Annotated in this window: 19 protein-coding genes and 4 tRNA genes; 9 read left to right on the forward strand and 14 right to left on the reverse strand. The window is 62.3% G+C overall.

What is annotated here, in order from left to right; translation table 11 throughout:
* Both ACN9MU_RS13880 and ACN9MU_RS13885 read right to left on the reverse strand, forming a co-directional pair.
* Positions 1-1452 carry a DUF2169 family type VI secretion system accessory protein gene (locus ACN9MU_RS13880; RefSeq protein ID WP_426344746.1) on the reverse strand — a complete coding sequence of 484 codons (1452 nt, stop codon included), beginning with the start codon at positions 1450-1452 and terminating at the stop codon, positions 1-3.
* 2 nt (positions 1453-1454) lie between these two features.
* Positions 1455-3593, reverse strand: coding sequence for a type VI secretion system Vgr family protein (locus ACN9MU_RS13885; RefSeq protein WP_426171413.1), 2139 nt, complete (start codon positions 3591-3593; stop codon positions 1455-1457).
* A 159-nt stretch (positions 3594-3752) separates the two neighbouring features.
* On the opposite strand from ACN9MU_RS13885, the gene ACN9MU_RS13890 reads away from it, so the two are divergent.
* The 3 genes from ACN9MU_RS13890 (at position 3753) to ACN9MU_RS13900 (ending at position 5593) form a co-directional block, all read left to right on the forward strand.
* On the forward strand, positions 3753-4319 hold the full coding sequence (locus ACN9MU_RS13890; RefSeq protein WP_426323024.1) for a dihydrofolate reductase family protein: 567 nt from the start codon (positions 3753-3755) through the stop codon (positions 4317-4319).
* A 64-nt stretch (positions 4320-4383) separates the two neighbouring features.
* Positions 4384-4815: a hypothetical protein gene (locus tag ACN9MU_RS13895; RefSeq protein ID WP_426323026.1), complete on the forward strand. Its 432-nt coding sequence runs from the start codon at positions 4384-4386 to the stop codon at positions 4813-4815.
* 55 nt (positions 4816-4870) lie between these two features.
* Positions 4871-5593: an immunity protein Imm33 domain-containing protein gene (locus ACN9MU_RS13900; RefSeq protein ID WP_426323028.1), complete on the forward strand. Its 723-nt coding sequence runs from the start codon at positions 4871-4873 to the stop codon at positions 5591-5593.
* 40 nt (positions 5594-5633) lie between these two features.
* Here ACN9MU_RS13900 and ACN9MU_RS13905 read toward each other — a convergent pair whose 3' ends face one another.
* Positions 5634-6098 (reverse strand): hypothetical protein, encoded by a 465-nt coding sequence (locus tag ACN9MU_RS13905; protein WP_426171420.1) that lies wholly within the window; start codon positions 6096-6098, stop codon positions 5634-5636.
* Positions 6099-6144: 46 nt separating this feature from the next.
* Here ACN9MU_RS13905 and ACN9MU_RS13910 point away from each other — a divergent pair, with 46 nt between their 5' ends.
* Positions 6145-7044, forward strand: a complete 900-nt coding sequence (locus ACN9MU_RS13910; RefSeq protein WP_426323030.1) for a hypothetical protein — start codon at positions 6145-6147, stop codon at positions 7042-7044.
* Between the two features lie 48 nt (positions 7045-7092).
* The gene (locus tag ACN9MU_RS13915) at positions 7093-7584 is read left to right on the forward strand and encodes a DUF4124 domain-containing protein (RefSeq protein WP_426344747.1); all 492 of its coding nucleotides are present in this window, start codon (positions 7093-7095) and stop codon (positions 7582-7584) included.
* Here the strand turns inward: ACN9MU_RS13915 and ACN9MU_RS13920 are convergent.
* The 6 genes from ACN9MU_RS13920 to ACN9MU_RS13945 all read right to left on the reverse strand — a co-directional run bounded on the left by ACN9MU_RS13920 (position 7581) and on the right by ACN9MU_RS13945 (position 14888).
* Positions 7581-9854, reverse strand: coding sequence for a helicase C-terminal domain-containing protein (locus ACN9MU_RS13920; RefSeq protein ID WP_426171425.1), 2274 nt, complete (start codon positions 9852-9854; stop codon positions 7581-7583). The two genes, ACN9MU_RS13915 and ACN9MU_RS13920, sit on opposite strands and share 4 nt — an antisense overlap.
* On the reverse strand, positions 9851-11491 hold the full coding sequence (locus ACN9MU_RS13925; protein WP_426171427.1) for a VRR-NUC domain-containing protein: 1641 nt from the start codon (positions 11489-11491) through the stop codon (positions 9851-9853). The genes ACN9MU_RS13920 and ACN9MU_RS13925 overlap by 4 nt, the downstream gene beginning before the upstream one ends.
* A gap of 61 nt (positions 11492-11552) precedes the next feature.
* On the reverse strand, positions 11553-12086 hold the full coding sequence (locus ACN9MU_RS13930; protein ID WP_426171429.1) for a phasin family protein: 534 nt from the start codon (positions 12084-12086) through the stop codon (positions 11553-11555).
* Between the two features lie 49 nt (positions 12087-12135).
* Complete coding sequence (locus ACN9MU_RS13935) at positions 12136-12336, reverse strand: hypothetical protein (RefSeq protein WP_426171431.1); 201 nt, start codon at positions 12334-12336, stop codon at positions 12136-12138.
* Positions 12333-14468 carry an ATP-binding protein gene (locus tag ACN9MU_RS13940; RefSeq protein ID WP_426323034.1) on the reverse strand — a complete coding sequence of 712 codons (2136 nt, stop codon included), beginning with the start codon at positions 14466-14468 and terminating at the stop codon, positions 12333-12335. Before ACN9MU_RS13940 ends, ACN9MU_RS13935 begins: the two co-directional genes overlap by 4 nt.
* A 12-nt stretch (positions 14469-14480) precedes the next feature.
* Positions 14481-14888 carry a winged helix-turn-helix transcriptional regulator gene (locus ACN9MU_RS13945; protein ID WP_426171434.1) on the reverse strand — a complete coding sequence of 136 codons (408 nt, stop codon included), beginning with the start codon at positions 14886-14888 and terminating at the stop codon, positions 14481-14483.
* An 82-nt stretch (positions 14889-14970) separates the two neighbouring features.
* Between ACN9MU_RS13945 and ACN9MU_RS13950 the strand changes: the two genes are divergently transcribed.
* Positions 14971-15822, forward strand: a complete 852-nt coding sequence (locus tag ACN9MU_RS13950; RefSeq protein WP_426337478.1) for an NAD(P)H-binding protein — start codon at positions 14971-14973, stop codon at positions 15820-15822.
* Between the two features lie 72 nt (positions 15823-15894).
* Here ACN9MU_RS13950 and ACN9MU_RS13955 read toward each other — a convergent pair.
* From ACN9MU_RS13955 to ACN9MU_RS13975, 5 genes are all read right to left on the reverse strand, one after another.
* Positions 15895-15979 (reverse strand) — tRNA-Leu (locus ACN9MU_RS13955).
* 33 nt (positions 15980-16012) lie between these two features.
* Positions 16013-16097: transfer RNA gene (locus ACN9MU_RS13960), tRNA-Leu, on the reverse strand.
* 335 nt (positions 16098-16432) lie between these two features.
* Positions 16433-16517 (reverse strand) — tRNA-Leu (locus ACN9MU_RS13965).
* 64 nt (positions 16518-16581) lie between these two features.
* Positions 16582-17652 (reverse strand): NF038122 family metalloprotease, encoded by a 1071-nt coding sequence (locus tag ACN9MU_RS13970; RefSeq protein WP_426171438.1) that lies wholly within the window; start codon positions 17650-17652, stop codon positions 16582-16584.
* Positions 17653-17814: 162 nt separating this feature from the next.
* Positions 17815-17899 (reverse strand) — tRNA-Leu (locus ACN9MU_RS13975).
* Between the two features lie 213 nt (positions 17900-18112).
* Between ACN9MU_RS13975 and rnr the strand changes: the two genes are divergently transcribed.
* The 3 genes from rnr (at position 18113) to cysE (ending at position 22378) form a co-directional block, all read left to right on the forward strand.
* Positions 18113-20674, forward strand: a complete 2562-nt coding sequence (rnr, locus tag ACN9MU_RS13980) for a ribonuclease R (RefSeq protein WP_426323038.1) — start codon at positions 18113-18115, stop codon at positions 20672-20674.
* Between the two features lie 60 nt (positions 20675-20734).
* A complete protein-coding gene (rlmB, locus tag ACN9MU_RS13985; RefSeq protein WP_207232908.1) occupies positions 20735-21466 on the forward strand; it encodes a 23S rRNA (guanosine(2251)-2'-O)-methyltransferase RlmB in 732 nt (243 codons plus the stop codon).
* Positions 21467-21637: 171 nt separating this feature from the next.
* A complete protein-coding gene (gene cysE, locus ACN9MU_RS13990) occupies positions 21638-22378 on the forward strand; it encodes a serine O-acetyltransferase (RefSeq protein ID WP_426171441.1) in 741 nt (246 codons plus the stop codon).
* Positions 22379-22386 lie beyond the last annotated feature (8 nt).

The following is a 22386-nucleotide window of genomic DNA, read 5'->3' on the forward strand; positions in this document are numbered from 1 at the left end:
TTAGACGCTTTGCGTTTCGGTTTCGGCGTGCCAGGCATTCAGGCGCTCCAGCGCTTGCGGCGTGTTGGCATGGTGCAGTCGTACTTCCTGGAAGTCGTCGGCGGCGGAGATGGCGATGCGCCAGGTCAATTCAACTTGGCCGGCGTCGAGGTCGACCACCACCGTGTCGATGAGCATCGGCATGGCGGCGATGGCCGAATCGGCGTCGACCCCAAGCAGGAACAGGGATTCTTTCGGCATCGTGAAGGAGAGTGTGCTGTTGCCTTGGTCGTCAACGCGGGCGTAGGGAGCATTTGCAGCGCACAGGTTGGTGAGATGGAACTGCTCGCCGCCTTCGATGTATGGGCATTGCTGGTCGGCCGGGGCGCCGTTCCAGTAGCGGAAATCGAAATCCTTGGGCAGCAGGGGAACCTCGTCGTCTTTCCAGCTGGTTTTCATGTCGACCTGGCCTATCAGCTCCCGGCGCGGAAGCCAACCCCGGCCAACATAGCCCATTCCAGCCGGCGCTTGCGGCTTGCCGCCGCCCGCCATTTGCCAGAACCCGCTGGCGGTAAAAGCCTGGTCAGAATATTCGATGCGCGGCGCAGGCAAGGATTCGGTGCGGCTGGCCTCCAGGTACCAGTTGGGGGCGAAGCCACGGCCAAGTGGATTTTGCTGGCAGCTGTCATGCGCCTCCGGAGCCATTGCCGGGTCCGGATACGCTTGGCGTTGTTCTGTTGAGAGCCTGTGCTTGGCGGGAACCCGGCCGGCGTCAACGCTGCCGGCTTCAATCCGGCAATCGCCGCCATAGGCTAATTCGTAGCGCAACGGGGTGCGTGCGGGGGCGCTGGCCGTGCTCAGGCGCCAGGGAACAGCATCCGCCATGCCGAGCGAGCACGCGCGCAAGGCGGATTTCAGCCAGCGCTCCGGAGCGGCGTTGCGGTATACGCGGCGTTCGCCGGTAACCCGCAGGGTCTTGTCGACCAGGACCTCGCCGGGCGTGACGGCGTTCTGCGCGGCGGCCACGCGCTGCAGCCAGTCCTGCTCGACGTCGTGCGACAGGCGCATCATCGGATTGAGCGGCTGCGGGCGTTCCGGCAGCGGCGACGGCTGGCCAGGGCGCTGGACTCGCAGCGATACCTCGAAGGCGCACGCTTCAGCGCCGGCTGGCGCGTGCGCGTCGCCAACCACGACGATGTCGCACAGCGGCTTGAATGGCGCCAGGTCGCTTTCGTAACGAACGCTCTGCTCGATATCGTCCTCGTGATGAACATCGGTCACGTGCAAGGGCGCCGGCTCCTCAAGGGCGATCAGTTGAGCGCGGCCTTGCTCATCGCAGGGGCCAAGCGCGTAAGCCGTCTTGGCGGCGATCACATGGAAGAGCGCGCCATTCTGGTCGAGAGTATCGAAATGCAGCGCGTCGAACCCGGTGCGGTTGTCGAAGCGCAGGCTCGGGATTGCCGGGAGCTCCACGTTCAACCTACCGGATTGGTGTCGACGTCGTCGCCATGCAATTCGACTTTCTTCGAGCCGCGAATGATGATTTCCTTGCCCGAAATCTCGATGCGACCGTCCTTTTTCATGACGAAGGTGCTGGCGCCAACCTCAATACGGAACTCGTCGCCTGCGGTGTAGGAGATCTTCTGGCCGACCATCACCGTTTTCGACAAGCCCACTTCCTCGGCCTGCATCAGGGCCACGGTGGTGTTCATGGCCGCTCCGACCGAAGTCTGGTATGCGCCGCCGATGGTGACGATCTTTGCCAATCCCACGGTTTCAATTTTCATGTGGCCGATGGTGACATTGCGCGTGCCGCCGATGTCGATGGTCTCGTTCTTTCCAACGTCCTCGGTACGGTTGTCGCCGATGCTGATTGTTTCGTTATGATCGACGCGTTCCTTGCGGTCGTTGTGCACGGTGATGGTTTCGTTGTTGTCAACGGTTTCCGTGCGGTCGTGCTTGATGTGGCTGGTCTCGTCGTGGTCGATGGTTTTGCGGCGGTCGTTGCCGACCCACTTGTCCTCATCGTGTTCGACTTCGGTCAACTGGTCCTTTTCGGCGTGCAGCCAAAGCTGTTCGGCGCCTTTCTTGTCCTCGAAGCGGATCGCGTTCGCATTGTCGTAGCCACCGCCCGGCGTGGAGCGCGACAGGATGCCGCTTTGCGTCTTGTTGTCCGGCAGTGTCCACGGCGGCATGGTTTGCGCGTTGGGCACCATGCCTGTAATCAGGGGACGGTCGGGGTTCCCATCGAGGAACTGGACGATCACCTCGGTACCAATGCGCGGGATCGACGTCATGCCGAAATTCGGGCCGGACCATGCAGTGGCGACCCGCACCCAGGCGGAACTCTTTTCGTCATACTGGCCCACTCGGTCCCAATGGAACTGCACGCGCACGCGGCCATACTCGTCGGTATGGATTTCGTCGCCGGCCGGGCCAACCACGGTAGCTGTCTGCAGGCCATAGAGCTTGGGAGCTTCGCTGTTGAAGCCGCGTCCCGGGCGCCATGGAACGTTCCTGCCGATGCAGGTCAGCGAGTTGCTGTAGTGCGCTGGGGCGAGGGCGCCGGTCTGGTAGTTATTGCTGGCACTGTGCCGCACTTCCAGGATCATGAACTCGCTGTCCTGGCTGTCGAAGTGCCCGGTCAGGCGGAACCAGCGGCCGGGTTGCGCAGTGCGGTCGTTGCCGCCGGCTTCGAAATGCTTGGCACCGGCTTCGATTTCTTCGGTGCGCCTGCGGGCTTGTGCGTCGCCGTCGTCGCCGGCCATGAATCCATACGCGCCCGTGTAGTCGTAAGTTTCGACCTGGTGCACCTTGCCTTGGTCGTTGAGCACGGGCAGGTTGGTCATCTCAGGGCGGGGGTTCTTGAAGTCGAAGCTGGCCAGCGCGACTTTGCCGGGCACGATGCGTCGCACTGGCGACCAGTCGCCGATGGCGTCGTCTTCCTGCGCCCCGGCTTCGCGCTGGAAAGGAATCTCTGGCGATTCGCCATCGATGGCGTCGGCGCGGGTCGTGTCGTCGGCCAGCACCAGGGTATGGCCGTCTGCACGGTGCTCATACCAGTAGTGCCAACCGCGTTCTTCCCAGCGGCGGTGAAGGTAGTTGTAATCGCTTTCCGCTGCCTGGCAGGCATCGGTCATCCCGGCGTCTTCGCCATGGATGCGCGCTTGCCAGTCCGCGACCGGGTAATCATTGAAGATGTCGGTGGTCTGTTGCTGGACCGTCTTGCTGTGGAAAAGGTAATAGTCGCGCCGGAGCCGCAGGTAGGATATCCATGGCGCCAATTGCATGCGGTAGAAAGCGTGGCCGCCGTCGGTCTTCACGAACTGGAATTCGAATACGTAGCCGTTGAAGTAGCGCAGGCTGCCGTCTTCGCGCACCAGCGATATGGTTACCATGCGTCCTTGTACGTCCGTGAGGGGTATGCTGGCGTCGTTCGACAGCACTTCTACGGTGAAGCGGAAGTCGCGCGACAAGCCTTCCTCGGCATCCAGCCGGTTGGCCAGCATGAGCGCGCGCGGACCATCCTCATGCGGGAAGGAAAGGCGTAACAGCCGGTTGGTTTGGGCCGTGCCGAGCAGGGCCTCTGGAACGGCGGCATTGAGGTAAGTCATGCTAGTTATCGATTTGATATCATTGGCGCAGAATTTAACATAGACCGGAAATGCATGGATCAGTTTCAATTCAACGGTGTGCGCCTTGTAGAGATTGGACGTACGCCCATTTCGAAAGTAGCGATTTGATTGTTAGTGTTTTGATGAGAGGAGGGCGCCATGGGGCTCTTGACCTTCAGTATCAACGTCACGCTTGACGGCTGCATCGACCATCAGGAAGGCATCGCCGACGATGAGACACACGCCTTCTTCACGCGGCTCATGGATGAGGCCGGAGCGATGCTCTGGGGCCGCGTCACCTACGAGATGATGGAGAGCTATTGGCCAGCGGTCGCCGGCGGCGACGTGGAGGCGGCACCGGCGATGCGCGAGTGGGCGGTCAAGCTGGAGGCCAAGCCGAAATACGTGGTGTCGTCGACGCGCAGGGATTACCCTTGGACCAATAGCCACCATATTCCGGGCGACCTGCGTGCAGGTGTTCAGAAGCTCAAAGACGGGACCCCGGGCGGAGTACTCCTTGGCAGCGGCAAGCTCGCGACCGAATTGGATCGGCTGGACCTGATCGATGAATACAAATTCCTCGTCCATCCCAGGATCGCCGGCCACGGCCCGACCCTGTACCAAGGCGGGCTGCCCAGCACGCGGCGGCTTGAGTTGATTTCAGCGGAGCCCTTGCGCAACGGTGCAATCGCCATGCACTATCGACGCGCGCAGCTTTCGTCGTGATGCGGTAAACTGCGTGGATTGCTAATTAACCAAACGCATAGGCTGGCCCTCTGCGACCGCCAACGTGATCCGAACCGATCGCATTCTCTTCGATTCTTTGGAGCCAGTTCCCGAAGGCTTCCTGGCATGCTCAGAGCTCGTTGAGGCTGATGTATCTGGCTTTTCCGTTCCTTATGGTCTGGTGCATATGAGGAAAGCCGCCTGGCCTGAACATGTGGAGCCTGATCCATTTTGGTCATGGAGCATGTCCCAGGACAGAAATCTTGATCATGGCGCCGGTAGGATAAGAGCGGTCGGGCCATCGGTACTGCAACGTATTCTGGGGACGATCGCGACTGGCCTCGCGCGAGCAAAGAAGTCGATGGATCTGCCGGAGCCGGCCAACGTTACTGAAGGATTTGTGCTTGAAGATGGATGTGAATACTGCTTCGGTCAGGTCTTGTTGGTGCGGGGGCGTGAGCATGCGTACTATTTCCACTACCACTGCGAGTCGTGATTGACTCGAATTCGCTCGTCGACGCGGCTCGTTTTCCCTTCAAACCACCACCCAAATGCTGAAGAATCTTTTACGCTTTATTTTCATCGCGGCCTTCATCGGGAGCGCTGCCGCCGCTCAAGACTATTCGACGACCCAGTGCACAAAGTACGGCCAGCCTGAATTTGTCTTCTCCGTGGATGATGGATCTTTAGGCGAAAAGGACGCGCAGTGGTTCCGTGAGACCTTGGAAGAGATGGTCGCAGCTGGCGAGAAGTTCAAGGCCGGCGAAACACTGCTCGTCGGCCCTGTGCCCCTGAAGCTTGAAGCTGCGGAGGATGGCAAGCTTCGGGTCCTGGAGCCTGACATGAAAACGATCCCGTTCAAGTTCGTGCCAAGCGTTACCAGGACGCTCAAGATCGTGCGGCGGCAGCGCTATGCAGCCGATAGCCTGGGCGCTACGAAGGCGATCCGGTTCGCGCCATTTCATCATCCCCTGATGGTGACCCCGGGAGCATTGCAATCGCCTTCGATCATCATGATCCGGGCAAAGAAGCAGGACGGCGTCACCGGCTGGGTCCTGACGGAATTGGAGACCAAGAGCAAGTCGAAGGACGATCTAGAGGTGATGTCCGTCTACGAGGCGATGCTCAAGCGGCCGGACATCATGGATTTCCTGGCACTCCCGGAGCAATTCTCGGTCGTCGTTTCAGGCCGCAAGAAGTTTGAAATATTCAAAGACGGCACTCCAGTCGAACCGCGCAAGGGCAGCTATCTCGACATGCGCTCAAAGCAATAACGAATCCGTTGCCGGGGACGCTGGTCTCCTCGGCTCTGGCCTACCTTGTCCCGCGTTCACGGCGGCATTGGGTTTCCAGCGTTTCGGTGCCGGATACCACGAGTCCCCGATAAACGCCGCAAGGCCAGACGAAGCCGCCGTATTGTTCCATGTACCAGTAGGGTGGCTCAGAGGCGCAAGGGTCCAGATGCTTGACGTGCCAGCCATCGTTCTTCTTTCTCAGCACAACCCACAACATACGGTCGAGATCCGCCCGGCAGGTGACGCTCTTGTCCCAATCGATGTACTTGCCAGGCGGTCCCACCAGGTTTCCAACCAGGACGGCCCAGCCGGAGTCGATATTTAAGGTGTTGACCTTGATCCTGACAGGTTGGTTGAGTTCTTCAGCAGCCAGCGGCCGGATGGCGTCCAGGATTTGTTGCCTGTCGCTTGGCCCCTTGGCATGTGCCGCGCCAATGATGGCAAACGCGACCAGCGTGCCGATGAGTGCTTTCAGGTAGTTCATTGTGTCGTGATAAAATTTGCAAGTAAGCAATTTTAAGGCAGATTCAATGAAGATGGGCCCGTTGGACCAGGACAGCCTGGAGGATATTCGCTATAACGCCGAGTTCGTGGAATCGGTCATCAATAAGGCGCTTGGCAAGAAGGCCGGCTACAGCATGGAGGGCGTGACCTGGCTCGACGATTTCCTGCAGCGGCAACACGAGCAAGGGGACAAGAGCTATGTCGATCGTGTCGTCAGCGTCTACGGTTCCTATCTGGGCGAGTGCATCACACGGAACGTTGGCGGCCAGTGGGTGGAACTTGACGGCACCCATGCGATTGCGTTTGACGAAACGAATGGGACGTTCCCGTTCAATAAAGTGCACAAGCATCTCAAGAATGGGCGGGAAGGGGGCGATTCTGTGCTGGGCTACTACGACAGCGTTTCGGTGCTGTTCCAGTCATTCGCCCCGCCAGCAAAGATGGACATGAATGACCAAGCCCAGATGTACCTGAACGCATTCTTCACGAAGGCTGAAATCCCGGGCGGGCTCTCGTTCAGTACTGCGCTGGGCCAGTCGAACCTGGATGGCAGCCTGGAGAGCCTGGACCGCGTCGACCATTTGCTGGACCAGATCCGCATCAAGTTCAAGCCGGACTTCGACTCGTTCCTGGACAAGCACGCCAACCAGAATTTCCTGTACCTGCTGGCCTTCTACATGGGGCACGTGATTACCAGGTCCACCGGCGGCGCGGTCAAATGGCTGTCGTACGAAGACATGTTGAGGGAAATTCCGGACAACCGGGCGATGTTCCCCGAGTGCTTCCAGACGTCGGTCACGTGCATTACGCCGGCGATGTTTTTTGTTCCACTTTATTCCATCACCAGTCGCCTGTTTGATGAGGTGACGACCAAGAGCGTGAGAATGAGCGCGGAGCTGAACATTCGAGGCGGTGACAATGTGTGAGACACGGCAGGAACTGTTTTTCATATACTTCGCGTTATGAAAATCTTCTTGCTACTGATCCTCGCCCTGGCCGCCTTGCCGGCGCACGCACAACTCTATAAGTGGACCGATGCCGACGGCAAAGTCCATTATTCCGACCGTCCGCAGGACGGCGTCAAGAGCAAAGAGATTGCAGTGCAGCGCCCTGTGGCGAAGCCGGCTGCGGCGCCTGCCGGCGACTGGCAAAGGCAGGAACTGGAATCGCGCGAACGTCGTATCCAGCGTGAGGCTGCGAATCAGGAGGCAGCCGACACTTCGGCGCGCACCGCAGGGAAGGCGCCTTATAACCCCAGCCAGCACCGCAGCAACAAGCCGATGACTGACGATGAAGTCTGCAAGCGCGATGCACAGCAGATCGAATTTTCCGAGAAGGTCCCCAAGCTGGCCTTCGGCAATTCGAACGGATCGGTCAGTGTCAGTGAAGAAGAGCGCCAGGCCATCGTGCGCCAGCGCAAGGAGAATCACGCTTTACTGTGTGGCTCGGGCCAGCGTACGCGCTAGGACGCGCCGAGTTGCCACCAGGCGGGCAGCAGGGCCTGGACTTCAGGGCGGCCGAAGCGGTCGTCGATAAGGTGCACGGTGCCGCGGTCGCTGGTGGTGCGAATCACGCGGCCGGCGGCCTGCACCACTTTCTGCAGGCCGGGGTAGAGATAGGTATAGTCATAGCCGGCCCCAAATGCAGTTTCCATGCGGGCCTTGATTTGTTCGTTGACCGGATTGATCTGCGGCAGGCCGAGCGTGGCGATGAAGGCGCCGATCAGGCGGTCGCCAGGCAGGTCGATGCCTTCACCAAAAGAGCCGCCCAGCACGGCGAAGCCGATGCCTTCGCCGTCTTCCCTGAAGCGGGCAAGGAAGGCGTCGCGCGCGGTTTCATCCATGCGGCGCTCCTGGCGCCATAGCGGCACGTTCGGGTGGCGGGCGGCGAAAAGCTGGGCCACTTTTTCCATGTAATCGAAACTGCTGAAGAAAGCCAGGTAGTTGCCGGGCTGGCGCTGGTACTGCTCGCCCATCAGCGCGGCGATTGGCGCCAGCGAGCGCTCGCGGTGCTGGTAGCGGGTGGAGATGTGGCTGGCGATATGTACCTGCAGCTGCTGCGCGTCGAAGGGCGAGGCAACATCGATCCACGCCGTGTCGGCCGGCATGCCGAGCGTGTCGGCGTAGTAGTTCCACGGACTGAGCGTGGCGGAAAACAGGGCCACCACATGCGCGGCCTCGAAGCGTTGCTTGAGGAAGGGCGCGGGCAGGATGTTGCGGACGCAAAGCACCGAGTTTGCGCGTCCAGCCGCCGCGCCACGGCCCACGTCGGATTTTTCAATGTCGAACAGCGAGTGCTCGCCGAAGTTTTCCGCCAGGCGCCCGAACAGCAGGGCGTTGAAATAGAAGTCCAGCACGTCGGCGTCGAACCAGGCGGGGTGCTCGGCCATGTAGTCGCCGATCTCGGTGCAGGCTGTTTGCAGCGCGGCCATGAACTTTTCCGGCAGCTCGGCATGGCTGGCATATTCGGCTTCCTGCGCTTTTTCCAGGGCGCTCCATTGGCGATGTACGCGGTCGAGTGGCTTGCGCAGGGCTTCGGGCGCGGTCTTGCGCAGCACGCGCAGGCGCACGTGGTCCATTTCGGCGGAGTACATCTTGCGGGCGCGCGAGACCATATTGTGGGCTTCATCTGCCAGCACGCCGACCTTCCAGCCGTTCATCTGCGTCAGGCTGTACAGCATGGCGCTGATGTCGAAGTAGTAGTTGTAGTCGCCCACCACCACGTCGGCCCAGCGCACCAGTTCCGATTGCAGGTAGTAGGGGCAAACCTGATGGGCCAGGGCCACTTCGCGCACCGAGGCGCGGTCCAGCATGGGCTGCTGCAAGGCAGCTTCCCGGGCGGCCGGCAGGCGGTCATAGAAGCCTTGCGCCAGCGGGCAGGATTCGCCGTGGCAGGCTTTGTCCGGGTTCTCGCAGGCTGTGGTCTTGGCCGCCAGCTCGAGTGCGCGCAGCGGCAGCAAAGGCGCGCTGCGCTTGATGGTTTCGACGGCGCCAAGCGCCATGCTGCGGCCGCTGGTTTTCGCGGCGAGGAAGAACACCTTGTCCAGGCCATGCTCGGCGCTGGCTTTCAGCATCGGGAAAATGCTGCCGATGCTTTTGCCGATGCCGGTCGGGGCCTGCGCCAGCAGCGAGCAGCCGCGCGCGCTGGCCTTGAACATCGCTTCCGCAAGCTGGCGCTGGCCAGGACGGAAGTCGGCATGCGGGAAGCGCAGCGCGCGCAATTGCTCGTCGCGCGCAATGCGGTGCGCCAGTTCCTGTTCGGCCCAGGCGACGAAGCGGCCGCATTGCTCTTCGAAGAAGACGCGCAGGGTGGGGGCGTCCGCCTCTTCGGTCAATACGGTTTCTTTTTGCGTGCCAATGTCGAAGTAAACCAGCGCCAGGCGCAAGGCTGGCAGATTACGCGCGGCGCACAGCAGGTGGCCGTACACCTTGAGCTGGGCCCAGTGCAGGAGGCGGTGGTTGGCGGGCTGGCGCGACAGGTCGCCGCGGTAAGTCTTGATTTCTTCGAGCTGGTTCTGGCGCGGGTCGTAGCCGTCGGCACGGCCGCGCACGTGCAGCGGGCCGAAGTCGCCGGACAAGCCGAGCTCGCGTTCGTAGTCTTCGCCACGGCGGCTCGCGACGATGGCGTGGCCTTCGATGCCTTCCTGTGCGGTCGGCGTTGGGGTGAAGCGCAGGTCAAGGTCGCCTTGCTTGGCGGTGAACTCGCACAGTGCGCGAACGGCAATGGTGTAGCTCATTCTTGCCACGCCAGGTAGCACACGGACACCGGCATGCCATGCTCGGCGCAATAGTCGATCCAGCGCAGCTGGTTGTCCTGCAGGCGGTCGCCCGGGCCTTTGACTTCCACCATCTGGTAGCGTTGTTCCGCAGGCCAGAAGCGGATCAGGTCGGGAAAACCGCTGCGGTTGGCCTTAATGTCGAGCAGGATGCGCTCGAACCACAGCTTCAAATGCGCGGCGGGGATGCAGTCCAGCGCGAGGCCGAGCAGTTCCTCATCGATCGCGTCCCAGTAGACGAAGGGCGATTGCAGCCCGGCCTTGGCGGCGAAGTTGAGGCAGATCGCGTCGCGGTAGCTGCCGTCTTCCAGCCGCGCGAAGCAGGCCTGGAACAGGGCGGCGCGGCGGCGCTGGAAGTCGGCACTGTGCAAATCCGCCGGGCCGTGGTGGAAGGGGTGGAAGAAGGCGCCGGGAATGGCGGCGAATACCGCGTCCCAGCACAGCAGCCCAAACAAGGAGTTGGCCAGCGCGTTCTCCACGTAGAAGCAGGGCGCTTCGTCCCGCCACAGGTGGTCGCGCACCACGCCTTCCACCCACCAATCCTCGGCCGGCATCGGCAGCACCAGGTCGATGCGTTCGACCGGCGTCAGCTTGTGCGCCGGCTCGCGCATGTGGCCAAGCTTGCGGCGCAGCCGCGGCGCCATGCGCAGCAGCTGCTGGCGTTCGGCTTCGCTTTCGGGCGCGGCTTGTGCGCGCTGCAGCCATTCGTAGGCCAACCCGATACGCTCGTCTTTCTCCAGCACGCGGATGGCGCGCGCGCGGGCGCCGGGATAGGCGCATTGTTCGTACAGTTCGAAGGCGGCAGCCCAATTGCCCAGTTTTTCCAGCTGCTGGCCGAACTGGAACAGCATTTTCTGGCGGCGGCTATGCAGCCATTCGTTGTCATCGGCCGGCGCCGGCAGCTCGCGCGCCAACTGCAGCGGGTCTTCGCCTGCCGCGAATCGCTCGCGGCAGGCGTGCAGGGCGAGGTAGTCGTCGATGTCGCGGCGCGAACGGAAACCGCGTGCGGCGGGCGAGAATTCGACTTTTTCGTAGCGGTAGATGCCCAGGTTGGACAATACGAATTCCGACCAGTCCTGGTGGAAGTTACCGAAGAAGATCAGGCGCAGGCGGTCGCACAGGGGCTTCGACACAATGTGATAGACCTGGTCACCGGCGTCGGCATACCAGGACGTGAAGCGGTGGCTGCCTTCGTGGCGCTCGCGCAGGGCGGCCAATTGGTCGGCCTTGCGTGCGCTGCGTTCGGCGCCGCTGAGGGCGAACACACGGGTGATCTCGGGCTTTTGCAACAAGTCGAACAGCTCGTCCAGCGTCAGCTCGGGGTCTTGCACCACCCAGCCTTGCTCGACCAGTGGGCCGGCGGCGGCGATGGAACAGCCAATCTCGGGGTAGTTCAGCCTGGAGGCGCGGAACAGTTCCCCCTTGCGCATCACCATGCGCACGAACAGGGCGCGCGATGGCTGGGGCACGGTGGGGAAGCTGGCGAGGAACTGCGCTTCCTCGTCCGTCAACAGGTCGCTATAGCGCTCGCCAATCCAATGCAGGACCTGGTGGAAGTTTTCCAGGTAGTAGAACGGATTTTCAAGGACTGGGTTCATGCAGGCGAGGCGACGCGAAAACTGTATTTATATACAGTATAACGCGCCGCAGCCTGGATTGTCAGCCCTTCTTGCTGGCCGCGTTGGCTTTCTCGACCTGCTGCTCAAAGGCGGTGACGGCGTCGCGCGTGGCCTGCGTCACCTGTTCATAGCCTTTGAAGGCGTTTTCAATGGCGTTTTTGACAATCTCCACCGCGTTGTCCGAGCCGGGGCGCACGTTCTTGGTCACGTCGTAAATCAGGGCGCTCAGGTTGGATTTGGCCTCGGCCAGGTGGGCATCGGCCGCCTTGTGGAAGTCGTTCGACATTTCGGTCAGCAGGGCGCCCAGTTGCTGGTTATAGGCGTTGGTGGCGGCCATGCCGGGCTGCAGGCGGGCGTTGATCACATCCAGCGCTTCCTGGGGCGTGGCCGAGGCATTGACTTTGCGGCCCGCCTCGATCTGGTCATCCAGTGCTTTTTTCGCCGTGGCGATGTTCAGCGCCACCGCCTGTTCCACCCCTTGCATGGCGCGGTTGGTCAGGGTGTTGAAGGTCTCCAGCTGGAACTCAAACAGCGTCTTGGTGGCGTTGGCGAACTGCTCGGGATTTTGAAACATACGGTCTCCTTGTCGAGGTGGGATGGCGTTGCTTCTTGCTTTGACTTCATTATTTATTACGCACCAACTTTTCGCAATGGGCATCTTTAAACGGCCCGGCCATTTGCACCCAGCCTTCGCCCAGCGGGGTCTGCGAGCAGGCGCGCTGGCCGTCGATCCGGCTTTGGTACAGGTACCACCAGGCCGGGCGGGCGCTGGCGATGCCGGCTGCGGTGACGGCGATCAAGAGGATGGCGAGGTGTCGTTTCATAGCGGAGCAGTCGCCGGAAGGCGCATGGTGAAGGTGGCGCCCTGGCCGGGCGTGCTGGCCACGTCGATATGGCCCGCCAGGACGCCGGTCACGATATTGTGCGTGATGTACAGCCCCAGGCCCGACTGCCCGGCGCCAAGCCGCGTGGTGTAGAAGGGATCGAATACGCGGTGCAGGTGATCGGGCGCAATGCCGACGCCGTTGTCAGCTACCGACAGCAGCACGTCGCAGCCCTCGGCGCTGCCGGTAATGGTGACTGTTGGCTCGCCGCTTGCCGGGGCGCCAAAGGCGTGCACGATGCAGTTGTCGACCAGGTGCCCGATGGCCTGGGCCAGCGGAATCGGATAGCTGTCCAGCTGCAGGCCGGGCACCACGTCCAGCACCAGGTGGGGGCGCGGTTGCGGTAGGCTGGCCCACAGGGGCGCGAGCATTTCCTGCAGCAGCTGGTCGAGGAAGAAATGGCGGCGCTGGGCGTCGGTGGTTTCGACGGCGATCTGCTTGAAGCTGCCCACCAGGTTGGCGGCGCGCTGCAGGTTGCGCTGGATAATGTCGCCCGCCTCGCGTGCGCGCTCCAGGTAGGCGTCCAGTTCCGAGCGGCGAATGCCGGCGTCGACCTGGCTGCTCAAGGCTGCCGTGAGGTCGGCCAGCGTGGAGGCGGTGATCAGGCTGTTGCCGATCGGTGTGTTCAGTTCATGCGCCACGCCCGCCACCAGCGAGCCGAGGGCGGCCAGCTTGTCACGCCGTACCAGTTCATCCTGCGTCATGCTGAGGTTTTCCAGCGCAGCTTGCAGTTCTTCGCTGGTCAGCTCCGCATGCTGCTTGGCGCGTGTCAGTTCGGCGGTGCGGGCTTCCACCAGTTCTTCCAGGTGGCTGCGGTGGCGTGCCAGTTCCGCCTCGCGGCGCGCGCGCTCGATGGCGATGCTGGCCAGGTGGCTGGCGACGCCGATCAGGCGCTGTTCTTCCGCGTCCGGATGGCGCACGGTGCGGTAGTACATGGCAAAAGAGCCCAGCACGGTGTTCTCGTCCTGCATGATCGGCATGGACCAGCAGGCGCGCAGGCCGTAGTCCCGGATCAGATCCAGGTATGGCGCCCATAGCGGGTCGTGTTCGATGTCCGACACTACCACGGCCTCGCGGCGGTGCATGGCAGTCCCGCAGGAACCCACGCCGGGGCCGATTGCCATGCCTTCCAGCAGGGCGGCATACGAGGCGGGCAGGCTGGGACAGCAGGCGCAGCGCATGTGCACGCCGTCTTCGTCGAGCAGCATGACGGAGCACAGCACGCCCGGCGATTGCGACTCGACCAGCTGCACCAGCTTGTGCAGCGTGTCTTGCAGCGGCACGCCGCGCGCCATCATCTCCAGCAGCTGTTCCTGGCCGATGCGCAGTTCGTCTGCGCGCTGCGTGCCGGTGACGTCCACCAGGCGGATGTGGAACAGGCGCCGGCCCGGCTTGGCGATCCGCACGCCCCGCGCGTTGCATTCGACCGCGCGCCCGCTGCTGTGGCGGAAGGTGATGCGGTGCACGCGCAGCTCGCCGGCCAGCACGCTTTGCATCATCGCGTTCATTTCCAGCGGGTCGCAGAAGGCGGAAAACGGGGCGGTCAGCAGTTCCAGTGCGCTGCGGCCAAGCAGTTGTTCGGCGCGATGATTCAGGTCGACCGGGCGGCCGCTGTCCATGTCGATCAGCACCACCGCATCCGGCGAGGCGGCCGCCATCATGTGGTAGTTCACTTCGAGGTCGAAGCCGCCGATGCGCTGGCCCTGCAGCGCGAACAGCACATGGTCAACCACGCTGGTGGTGGCCAGGGGCAGGGTGAAGTAGCCGTCGGCGCCGGCGCGGGCGGCGCGCTCCTTTTCGTCGTTCGACGGGCGATGCGACATGAGCAGCACCGGAATGCGGCGGTTGGCGTCGGCCTGGGTCAGCCGGCCGGTCAATTCCAGTGCGGCGCCGCCGGCCAGCGCGGTATCCAGCAGCACCAACACCACGCCACCGGCGGAAGCCACCTCCAGGGCGTGCTGGCCGCTGGTGACTGATTCGACGCGGTAGTCGTGCCGGGCGAGCGCCAACTCCAGCGCCGCCACGTCGAGACTGGCGCCGGTTGCCACGAGGACGGTTTTGTTCGGTTCCACGCCGCCAGTGTATTACAAGCTGGATTCGGCCTCGACCTGCGGAACGAGGATGCGTGGCAGGTTGTCCTCAATCCAGTCGACCAGGACTTCCAGCCGCTCAGCGACTTCGCGGCCCAGCGGCGTCAGGCTGTACTCGACATGGGGCGGAATCACCGGCAGGGCAGTGCGCAGCACGAAGCCGTCACCCTCGAGCGCAACCAGGGTTTGGGCCAGCATTTTCTCGCTGACGCCGCCTACTTCCTTGCGCAACTGGCTGAAGCGGTGCATGCCGCCCAGGAGTACCACCAGCACCAGGACGCCCCAGCGGCTGGTGACGTGGCTCAATACCGCCCGTGACGGACACGCTGGCGCCAGCACATTGCCCGGTCTTGCCGAGCGGCGGGACAGCGAAGCCCGCAAGGATTTTGAAGTTTTTTCCATACTTACCAAAAAGTACGTACTTACGAAAAGTTAGTGTTGAGCCTATTATAGCCCTACATCGTTTTCAACCAAGGAGAAAAACATGATCGTCGTAACTGGCGCCTCGGGCGCATTGGGGCAATTGGTGGTGGAAGGTTTGCTGGAGAAAGTGCCGGCAGCGCAAATCGTGGCGGCTGTGCGTGATCCGGCCAAGGTGGCGCACCTGGCGGCGCGCGGCGTGCAGGTGCGCCGTGCGGACTATGAAGATCCGGCCAGCCTGGATGTTGCCCTGGCTGGCGCGGATCGCGTGCTGCTGGTTTCGGCCAACGAAGTGGGCAAGCGCACGGCGCAGCACCGCGCTGTCATCGACGCGGCAAAACGTGCTGGCGTGAAACTGCTGGCTTACACCAGCATCCTGCACGCAGACAGCTCGCCGCTGCGCCTGACCGAGGAGCACGTCGCCACGGAAGCAGCGATCCGCGCTAGCGGCCTGGCGTATTCTTTCTTGCGCAATGGCTGGTACGTCGAGAATTTCAATAGCCGGATCCAGGGCGCCGTCCAATGGGGCGAGCTGGTAGGGAGCGCAGGCGAGGGCCGCATTTCGGCAGCCGCGCGCGCCGACTATGCGGCTGCCGCGGTGGCTGTGCTGACGACGGAAGCCCCGCAGCCGGTGTATGAACTGGCCGGCAGCACCTCGTTCACGCTGGCGGAACTGGCCGCAGAGGCAGCGCGCCAGTCCGGCAAGGCTGCCGTGTACCGCGATGTCCCGCCGGCGGAATTTGCCAACGTGCTGGCTGGCGTCGGCGTACCTGCACCTTGGCCTGAATTGCTGGCCGATTCGGATGCCGGCTCGGCACGCGGCGGTTTGTTCGATGACGGGAAAGCGCTGGAGAAGCTGATCGGCCGCCCAACCCGCAGCCTGTCGCAAGCAGTGGAAGCGGCGCTGAACGCGTAAATGAAAAAAGCCCTTCAGCCTGAACGCGCTCTAGATCGCGCTCAGTGCAGAAGGGCTTTTTTGCGGAATTCTTGGTGCCCACGGAGGGACTCGAACCCCCACACCTCGCGGCACATGGACCTGAACCATGCGCGTCTACCAATTCCGCCACGTGGGCACTGGTACTGCATTTGTCTCAGAAGGTAGCGTTTGGTGCCCACGGAGGGACTCGAACCCCCACACCTCGCGGCACATGGACCTGAACCATGCGCGTCTACCAATTCCGCCACGTGGGCGCTAACTTCTTCAACTCTCTGTTGCGGTGTTGTGTGCAACAGAGGCACGCATATTAATGGTCGAGACCGAATCGGTCAAGCCTTAATTAATAATTTCGTGCAACTTTTTCCAATTCGGGGTCAGGTCTGTCATTTGGACAGCCGTGGCGCACCTTTGACATGTCTCAAGAAGTGGCGGAAAAGTCATGCTGCGGGTAGATTATTCGACTGCAGAAACTTGCAGATATGATTTGATGAAGATCAAATGCCTGGTCTCTGTGTCCAAATGACAGACCTGACCCCGAATTTGGCGGAAACAAAAAAGCCGCTTTTCAGCGGCTTTTCTGCGGAATTTTTGGTGCCCACGGAGGGACTCGAACCCCCACACCTCGCGGCACATGGACCTGAACCATGCGCGTCTACCAATTCCGCCACGTGGGCATTGTCGCGTTGTTCTGCAACGAGGCACGCATAGTAAAGGCCGGATCCACGCCCGTCAAGACATTTATGAAAGCTTGTTGGAGCGGCCACGCTGGCGCACCGCGAGCAGCATCAGTCCGGCGCCCAGCATGGCCCAGCCCGACGGCTCGGGAATCGCGGCCACGTTCCAGCCGATGGCGTCCATGGCCAGCACGTCATTGCCGGTAATCTGCAGCGTTTCGCCGAGGCCGGCGGTCGGGTCCATCAGGCCGATGAACAGGTTGTCCTTCCAGTGGCTGGCCTGGCGGCCGTCGCCAAAGTTGTCGCCAGTGGAGAACTGCGGCCCTACTGTCGTGCCGTCGAGCGAGAAGTATTTGCTGCGGTTGTCGGCGGTCCAGTCGATCACGCCATGCGCTGCGCTCATGGCGGAGTAGCGGAACAGGTCGAGCGCGGAGACGTAGGTGAACAGGTTGTCGTTGAACGGGCCGTTGTAGGGTGGTGAATTGCCGTCCAGGATGTCGACGCCGCTGATAAAGCCCAGCACGTGGCCGATCTCGTGCGCGGCAACGCCGACAAAGTCGAAGGCGTTGGCGTCCGTGCCGTTATTCGGATTGAAGTCGAAATTGAAATCGCTGTTGAACTGGATGAAGCCATCGCAGTTGCCGATGCAGCCGGACAGGGTTTGCGGCGTGACGGCCAAACCGATGGCTTTGGCTTCGGCATTGGTGATGGAAAGGATCTGGTTGTTGGCGTCGCCGTCATTGTCGACATAGGGCAGGGCGCTGCCGGAGCCGTTGGGATTGTTGGCGGTGCGGTTGATCAGCATGCCGAAGCTTGAGCCGCCTGGGAGGTGGGCCACTGCCGTGGCATCAGCGGCGGAGGTGGCGTCGGCCGCCAGCGCATTGCGAACTGAGGCATAGGTGTGGAAGTCTTCGGCAGAGGCTGCCTGTCCAAGAATGCCGCCGCCGAGGGAGTTAAAGCCGACCGTCAAATTTATCGTCACATTATCATTGAGCAAATTTGACCAGCGCGCGGCCGCGGCCTGGAATCCCTGCTGCGCCTGGAGCGAGGTGCCGGCGACGTAGTTGAAGTTGAAAACCGGGGCTGCAGATGCGGTGCTGGCAGCCAGCAAAAGGCTGGCGAGCAATGTTTTCATGGCGGTCTCCTACGGATTGGTGGGGTAGGGAGGATGCCGCAAGAAGTATGCGCGCCGCCGCTAGCGCGTGGCGCGCGACAGCCGGGAAGGCGGGAGCGTCAAGAAACTCGACGCCGGAAAACAAAAAAGCCGCTGAAATCAGCGGCTTCTCTGCGGAATTTTTGGTGCCCACGGAGGGACTCGAACCCCCACACCTCGCGGCACATGGACCTGAACCATGCGCGTCTACCAATTCCGCCACGTGGGCATTAGCAACAACATCTGCTATCATACTGCTTTGGAGAGTTTTGCGCCAGATGAACTTTCATTCCACGCTGCACATCGACTCGCCATTCCCGCATCGCTGCGAGAGCCAGAATTATAGAGGAAACTCTGCCGATGTCAAAGGGCCTGCGAAAGATTTTTGTGCACGGTCCTTCCTGTTACACTAACCACCAATAATAAGATTACTGAAGAACTTTTGAACTCCACTCATACCATTCCTAGCCGCGAAGAGATTCTCGGCATCTTCCGCAGCGCCAAAGCGCCGCTCGACCTGCGCACGTTGGCGCTGTCGCTCAAAGTCAAAGCCGATTCCCAAGCCGTCCTGACGCGCCGCCTGAATGCGATGGAGCGCGACGGCCAGATCCGTTCCGATACCAGTGGCTTCTATGTGCTGGCGGACCATTCCGAATTCATTGCCGGCCGCGTGTCCAGCCACCGCGACGGCTACGGCTTCCTGATTCCTGACGAACCGGGCGAAGACCTGTTCCTGGCCGAGCGCGAGATGCAGAAGGTGCTGCACGGCGACAAGGTACTGGGCCGCATCATCGGCTACGACCGCCGTGGCCGTCCGGAAGGCACTATTGTCGAAGTGGTACAGCGCGGCACCACCCACATCATCGGCCGCCTGCTGAAGGAAAACGGCGTGTGGGTCGTGGCGCCGGAAGACAAGCGCATCAGCCAGGACATCCTGGTGCAGGGCGCCGTCGGCAAGGCCAAGTCGGGCCAGATCGTCAGCGTGGAGCTGACCGAGCAGCCGGGCCGCTTCAAGCAGCCGTCGGGCAAGATCGTCGAAGTGCTGGGCGACATGGATGACCCTGGCATGGAAATCGAAATCGCCGTACGCAAGTTCGGCGTGCCGCACATTTTCTCGGACGCCGCGCTGAAGCAGGCTTCCAAGCTGCCGGACGTGGTGCATGAAGCCGATTGGGGCGAGCGTGTCGACCTGCGCGACGTGCCGCTGGTGACCATCGATGGCGAAGATGCTCGCGACTTCGACGATGCCGTGTATTGCGAGCCGGTGAAAGTCGGCCGCAGCACGGCCTTCCGCCTGATCGTGGCGATCGCCGACGTGTCGCATTACGTGAAGCCGAACGACGGCCTGGATGGCGACGCCATCGAGCGTTCGACCTCGGTTTATTTCCCGCGCCGCGTGATCCCGATGCTGCCGGAGAAGCTGTCCAACGGCCTGTGTTCGCTGAACCCGCGCGTCGACCGTCTGACCCTGGTGTGCGACGCCGTGATCACCGCACAAGGTGAACTCAAGGCCTACCAGTTCTACCCGGCCGTGATCCACTCGGCCGCGCGCCTCACCTATACCGAAGTGGCGGCCATCCTCGGCAACACCAAGGGCCCGGAAGCGGCGCGCCGCGCGGAAATCGTGCCGCACCTGCAGAACCTGTACGACGTCTACCACGCGCTGCAGAAGTCGCGCCAGGAACGCGGTGCGATCGATTTCGAAACCACCGAGACCTACATCGTCTGCAACCCTGCCGGCAAGATCGAGAAGATCATCCCGCGCACCCGCAACGATGCGCACAAGCTGATCGAAGAGTGCATGCTGGCGGCGAACGTGTGCGCGGCGGACCTGCTGTTGCGCCACAAGCACCCAGGCACCTACCGTATCCACGCCGGGCCGACCAAGGAAAAACTGACCCAGGTCCGCGACTTCCTGAAGCAGCTTGGCCTGTCGCTGGGCGGCGGCGATACACCGGTAGCGCGCGACTACGCCGATTTGATGAAGAAGATCAAGGAGCGCCCGGATGCACAGCTGCTGCAAACCATGCTGCTGCGCTCCATGCAGCAGGCGGTCTACAGCCCGGATAATATCGGCCACTTCGGCCTGGCGTATGAGGCCTATGCCCACTTCACCAGCCCGATCCGCCGCTATCCGGATTTGCTGACCCACCGCGCCATCAAGGCGATTTTGGCGGGCAAGAAGTACGAGCCGAAGCTGGCCGACAAGTCGGTGCTGAACACCACGATCTCGAATGCCCAGCGCCGACAGGCCCTGAAAGACAAGCAGGAAGGCAAGGAGCCGAAATCCAAGGGCGACCAGACCATCTGGGACGCGCTGGGCGTGCACTGCTCGGCCAACGAGCGCCGCGCCGACGAAGCTTCGCGCGATGTGGAGGCCTGGCTCAAGTGCTACTTCATGCAGGACAAGCTGGGCGAAGAGTTCAGCGGAATCATCACAGGCGTGACCAACTTCGGCATCTTCGTGCAACTGGACCAGCTGTTCGTGGAAGGCCTGGTGCACATCACCGACCTCGGCGCGGACTTCTTCGAATACGACGATGCGCGCCACGAGCTGCGCGGCGAGCGCACCGGCAAGCGTTACCAACTGACTGGCCGCGTGAACGTGCAGGTTGTCCGCGTCGACCTCGAGTCGCGCAAGATCGACCTGCGCCTGGCCGACAGCGAAATCTCGACCCTGCCGCCGCAAGGCAAGAAGGGCTCCCGCAAGGGCGGCGGCCTGGTTGGCTCGCTCGGCGATTTCGACAGCTTCGATGATGAAGACGAGAATCCAGCGGTAGCGCGCAAGCGCAAGGCCGCCCGCACTGCGCCGTCGATCTCGACGCGCGACGAAGCGCCGACCCGCACTCCTGGCCGGGCACCGGCCAAGCGTGGCGCGGCATCTTCTGCTTATGCCCCCCCGGCTCCAGCTGCGCGCAAGGCAGCCAAGCCGAAGCCAAAGGCCAAGCCGAAAACCACCGCCAAGCGCGTGACCAAGGCTGCAAAGCCCAAGAAAAAACGATAAGCACCCGTCCGGCGCTTCGGCGCCGGACTTATTTTGAGAACTACGATGTCCAAGAACAAAATGATTTTCGGCTTCCACGCCGTTACCTCGCGCCTGCGCCACGAAGCATCCAGCGTTGAAGAGATCTTCTTTGACCAGGCCCGCGACGACCGCCGCATGAAAGACCTGATCGCCCACGCCAAGGCGGCCGGCGTGCGCGTGATGCCTGTGGAATCCGAACGCCTCGACAAGATCGTCGGCACCCGCCGCCACCAGGGCGTGATCGCGTTTGCCTCGCAGCTGGCGCTGGCGCGCAACCTGGACGAACTGCTGGATGCGGTGGAAGGCCCGCCGCTGCTGCTGGTCCTGGACGGCATTACCGATCCGCACAACCTGGGCGCCTGCCTGCGTGTGGCCGATGGCGCCGGTGCGCATGCGGTGATCGCACCGAAGGACCGCTCGGTTGGCCTGAATGCGACTGCGGCCAAGGTGGCTTCGGGCGCGGCGGAATCGGTGCCGTTCATTACAGTGACCAACCTGGCGCGCACCCTGCGCGAGCTGAAGGAACGCGACATCTGGCTGATCGGCACCTCCGACGACGGCGACAAGACCTTGTACGAAGGCGATTACACCGGCCCGACCGCGATCGTGATGGGTTCGGAAGGCGAGGGCATGCGCCGCCTGACGCGCGAGACCTGCGATGTGCTGGTGTCGATTCCGATGTTTGGCTCGGTTGAGTCGCTGAACGTATCGGTCGCCTCCGGCGTCTGCCTGTACGAAGCGCGCCGCCAGCGTATCGCGCGCGAAGCCTGAAACCGGTAAACCGTTGCCTGCCCCGCAGGGTCAGGCACCATGGCCTGCGGCCGCCGCGTATCAGTGTCTGACCCTGCGGGTCAGACACTGGGGTACCGGTTTGACGGCCAGCAAACCACAGGCATATGCGCTATGATATTTGCCTGAACAACAGCATCCCAAAGCACCACCATGTTTGACCACCTCCGCGACGACATCCGCAGCATCATCGAGCGCGACCCCGCAGCTCGCAATGGCTGGGAGGTGCTGACCTGTTACCCCGGCCTGCAAGCCATCGTCATGCACCGCTGGGCGCACTGGTGCTGGACCCACGGCCTGAAATGGCCAGGCCGCTTCATCTCCTACCTGGCCCGCATCATCACCGGCATTGAAATCCACCCCGGCGCCACCATTGGCCGCCGCGTCTTCATCGACCACGGCTTCGGCGTAGTGATCGGCGAAACCGCGGAAGTCGGCGACGACTGCACCATCTACCAGGGTGTTACGCTCGGCGGCACCTCGCTGCATGCCGGCGCCAAGCGCCACCCCACGCTGGAACGCGGCGTCATCATCGGCGCCGGCGCGAAGATCCTGGGCGGCTTCACGGTGGGCGAATACGCCAAGGTCGGCTCCAACGCCGTCGTGCTGAAACCAGTACCGGCCGGCGCCACCGCCGTCGGCAACCCTGCCCACCTGGTACAGAAAGAGCACGCGCCATCGCCATCCTCGCGCTTCTTCTCCGCATACGGCGTGACCGCCAACGGCGACGACCCGCTGTCGAAGGCCCTGCATAGCCTGATCACCCACGCGGTGGCGCAGGAAGAACAGATTGAACGCCTGTCGGCAGCCATGAAGGCGGCGGGCTTGACCTGTCCAGACCTCAAGCCTTGCGACAAGCTGGATCAGGAAGAACTCAACAAACTGGTCGAATAAGGAAAAAC

It is taken from the genome of Pseudoduganella sp. R-32 (assembly GCF_049913245.1).
In the GTDB taxonomy this organism is placed as follows: Bacteria; Pseudomonadota; Gammaproteobacteria; order Burkholderiales; family Burkholderiaceae_D; genus Rugamonas.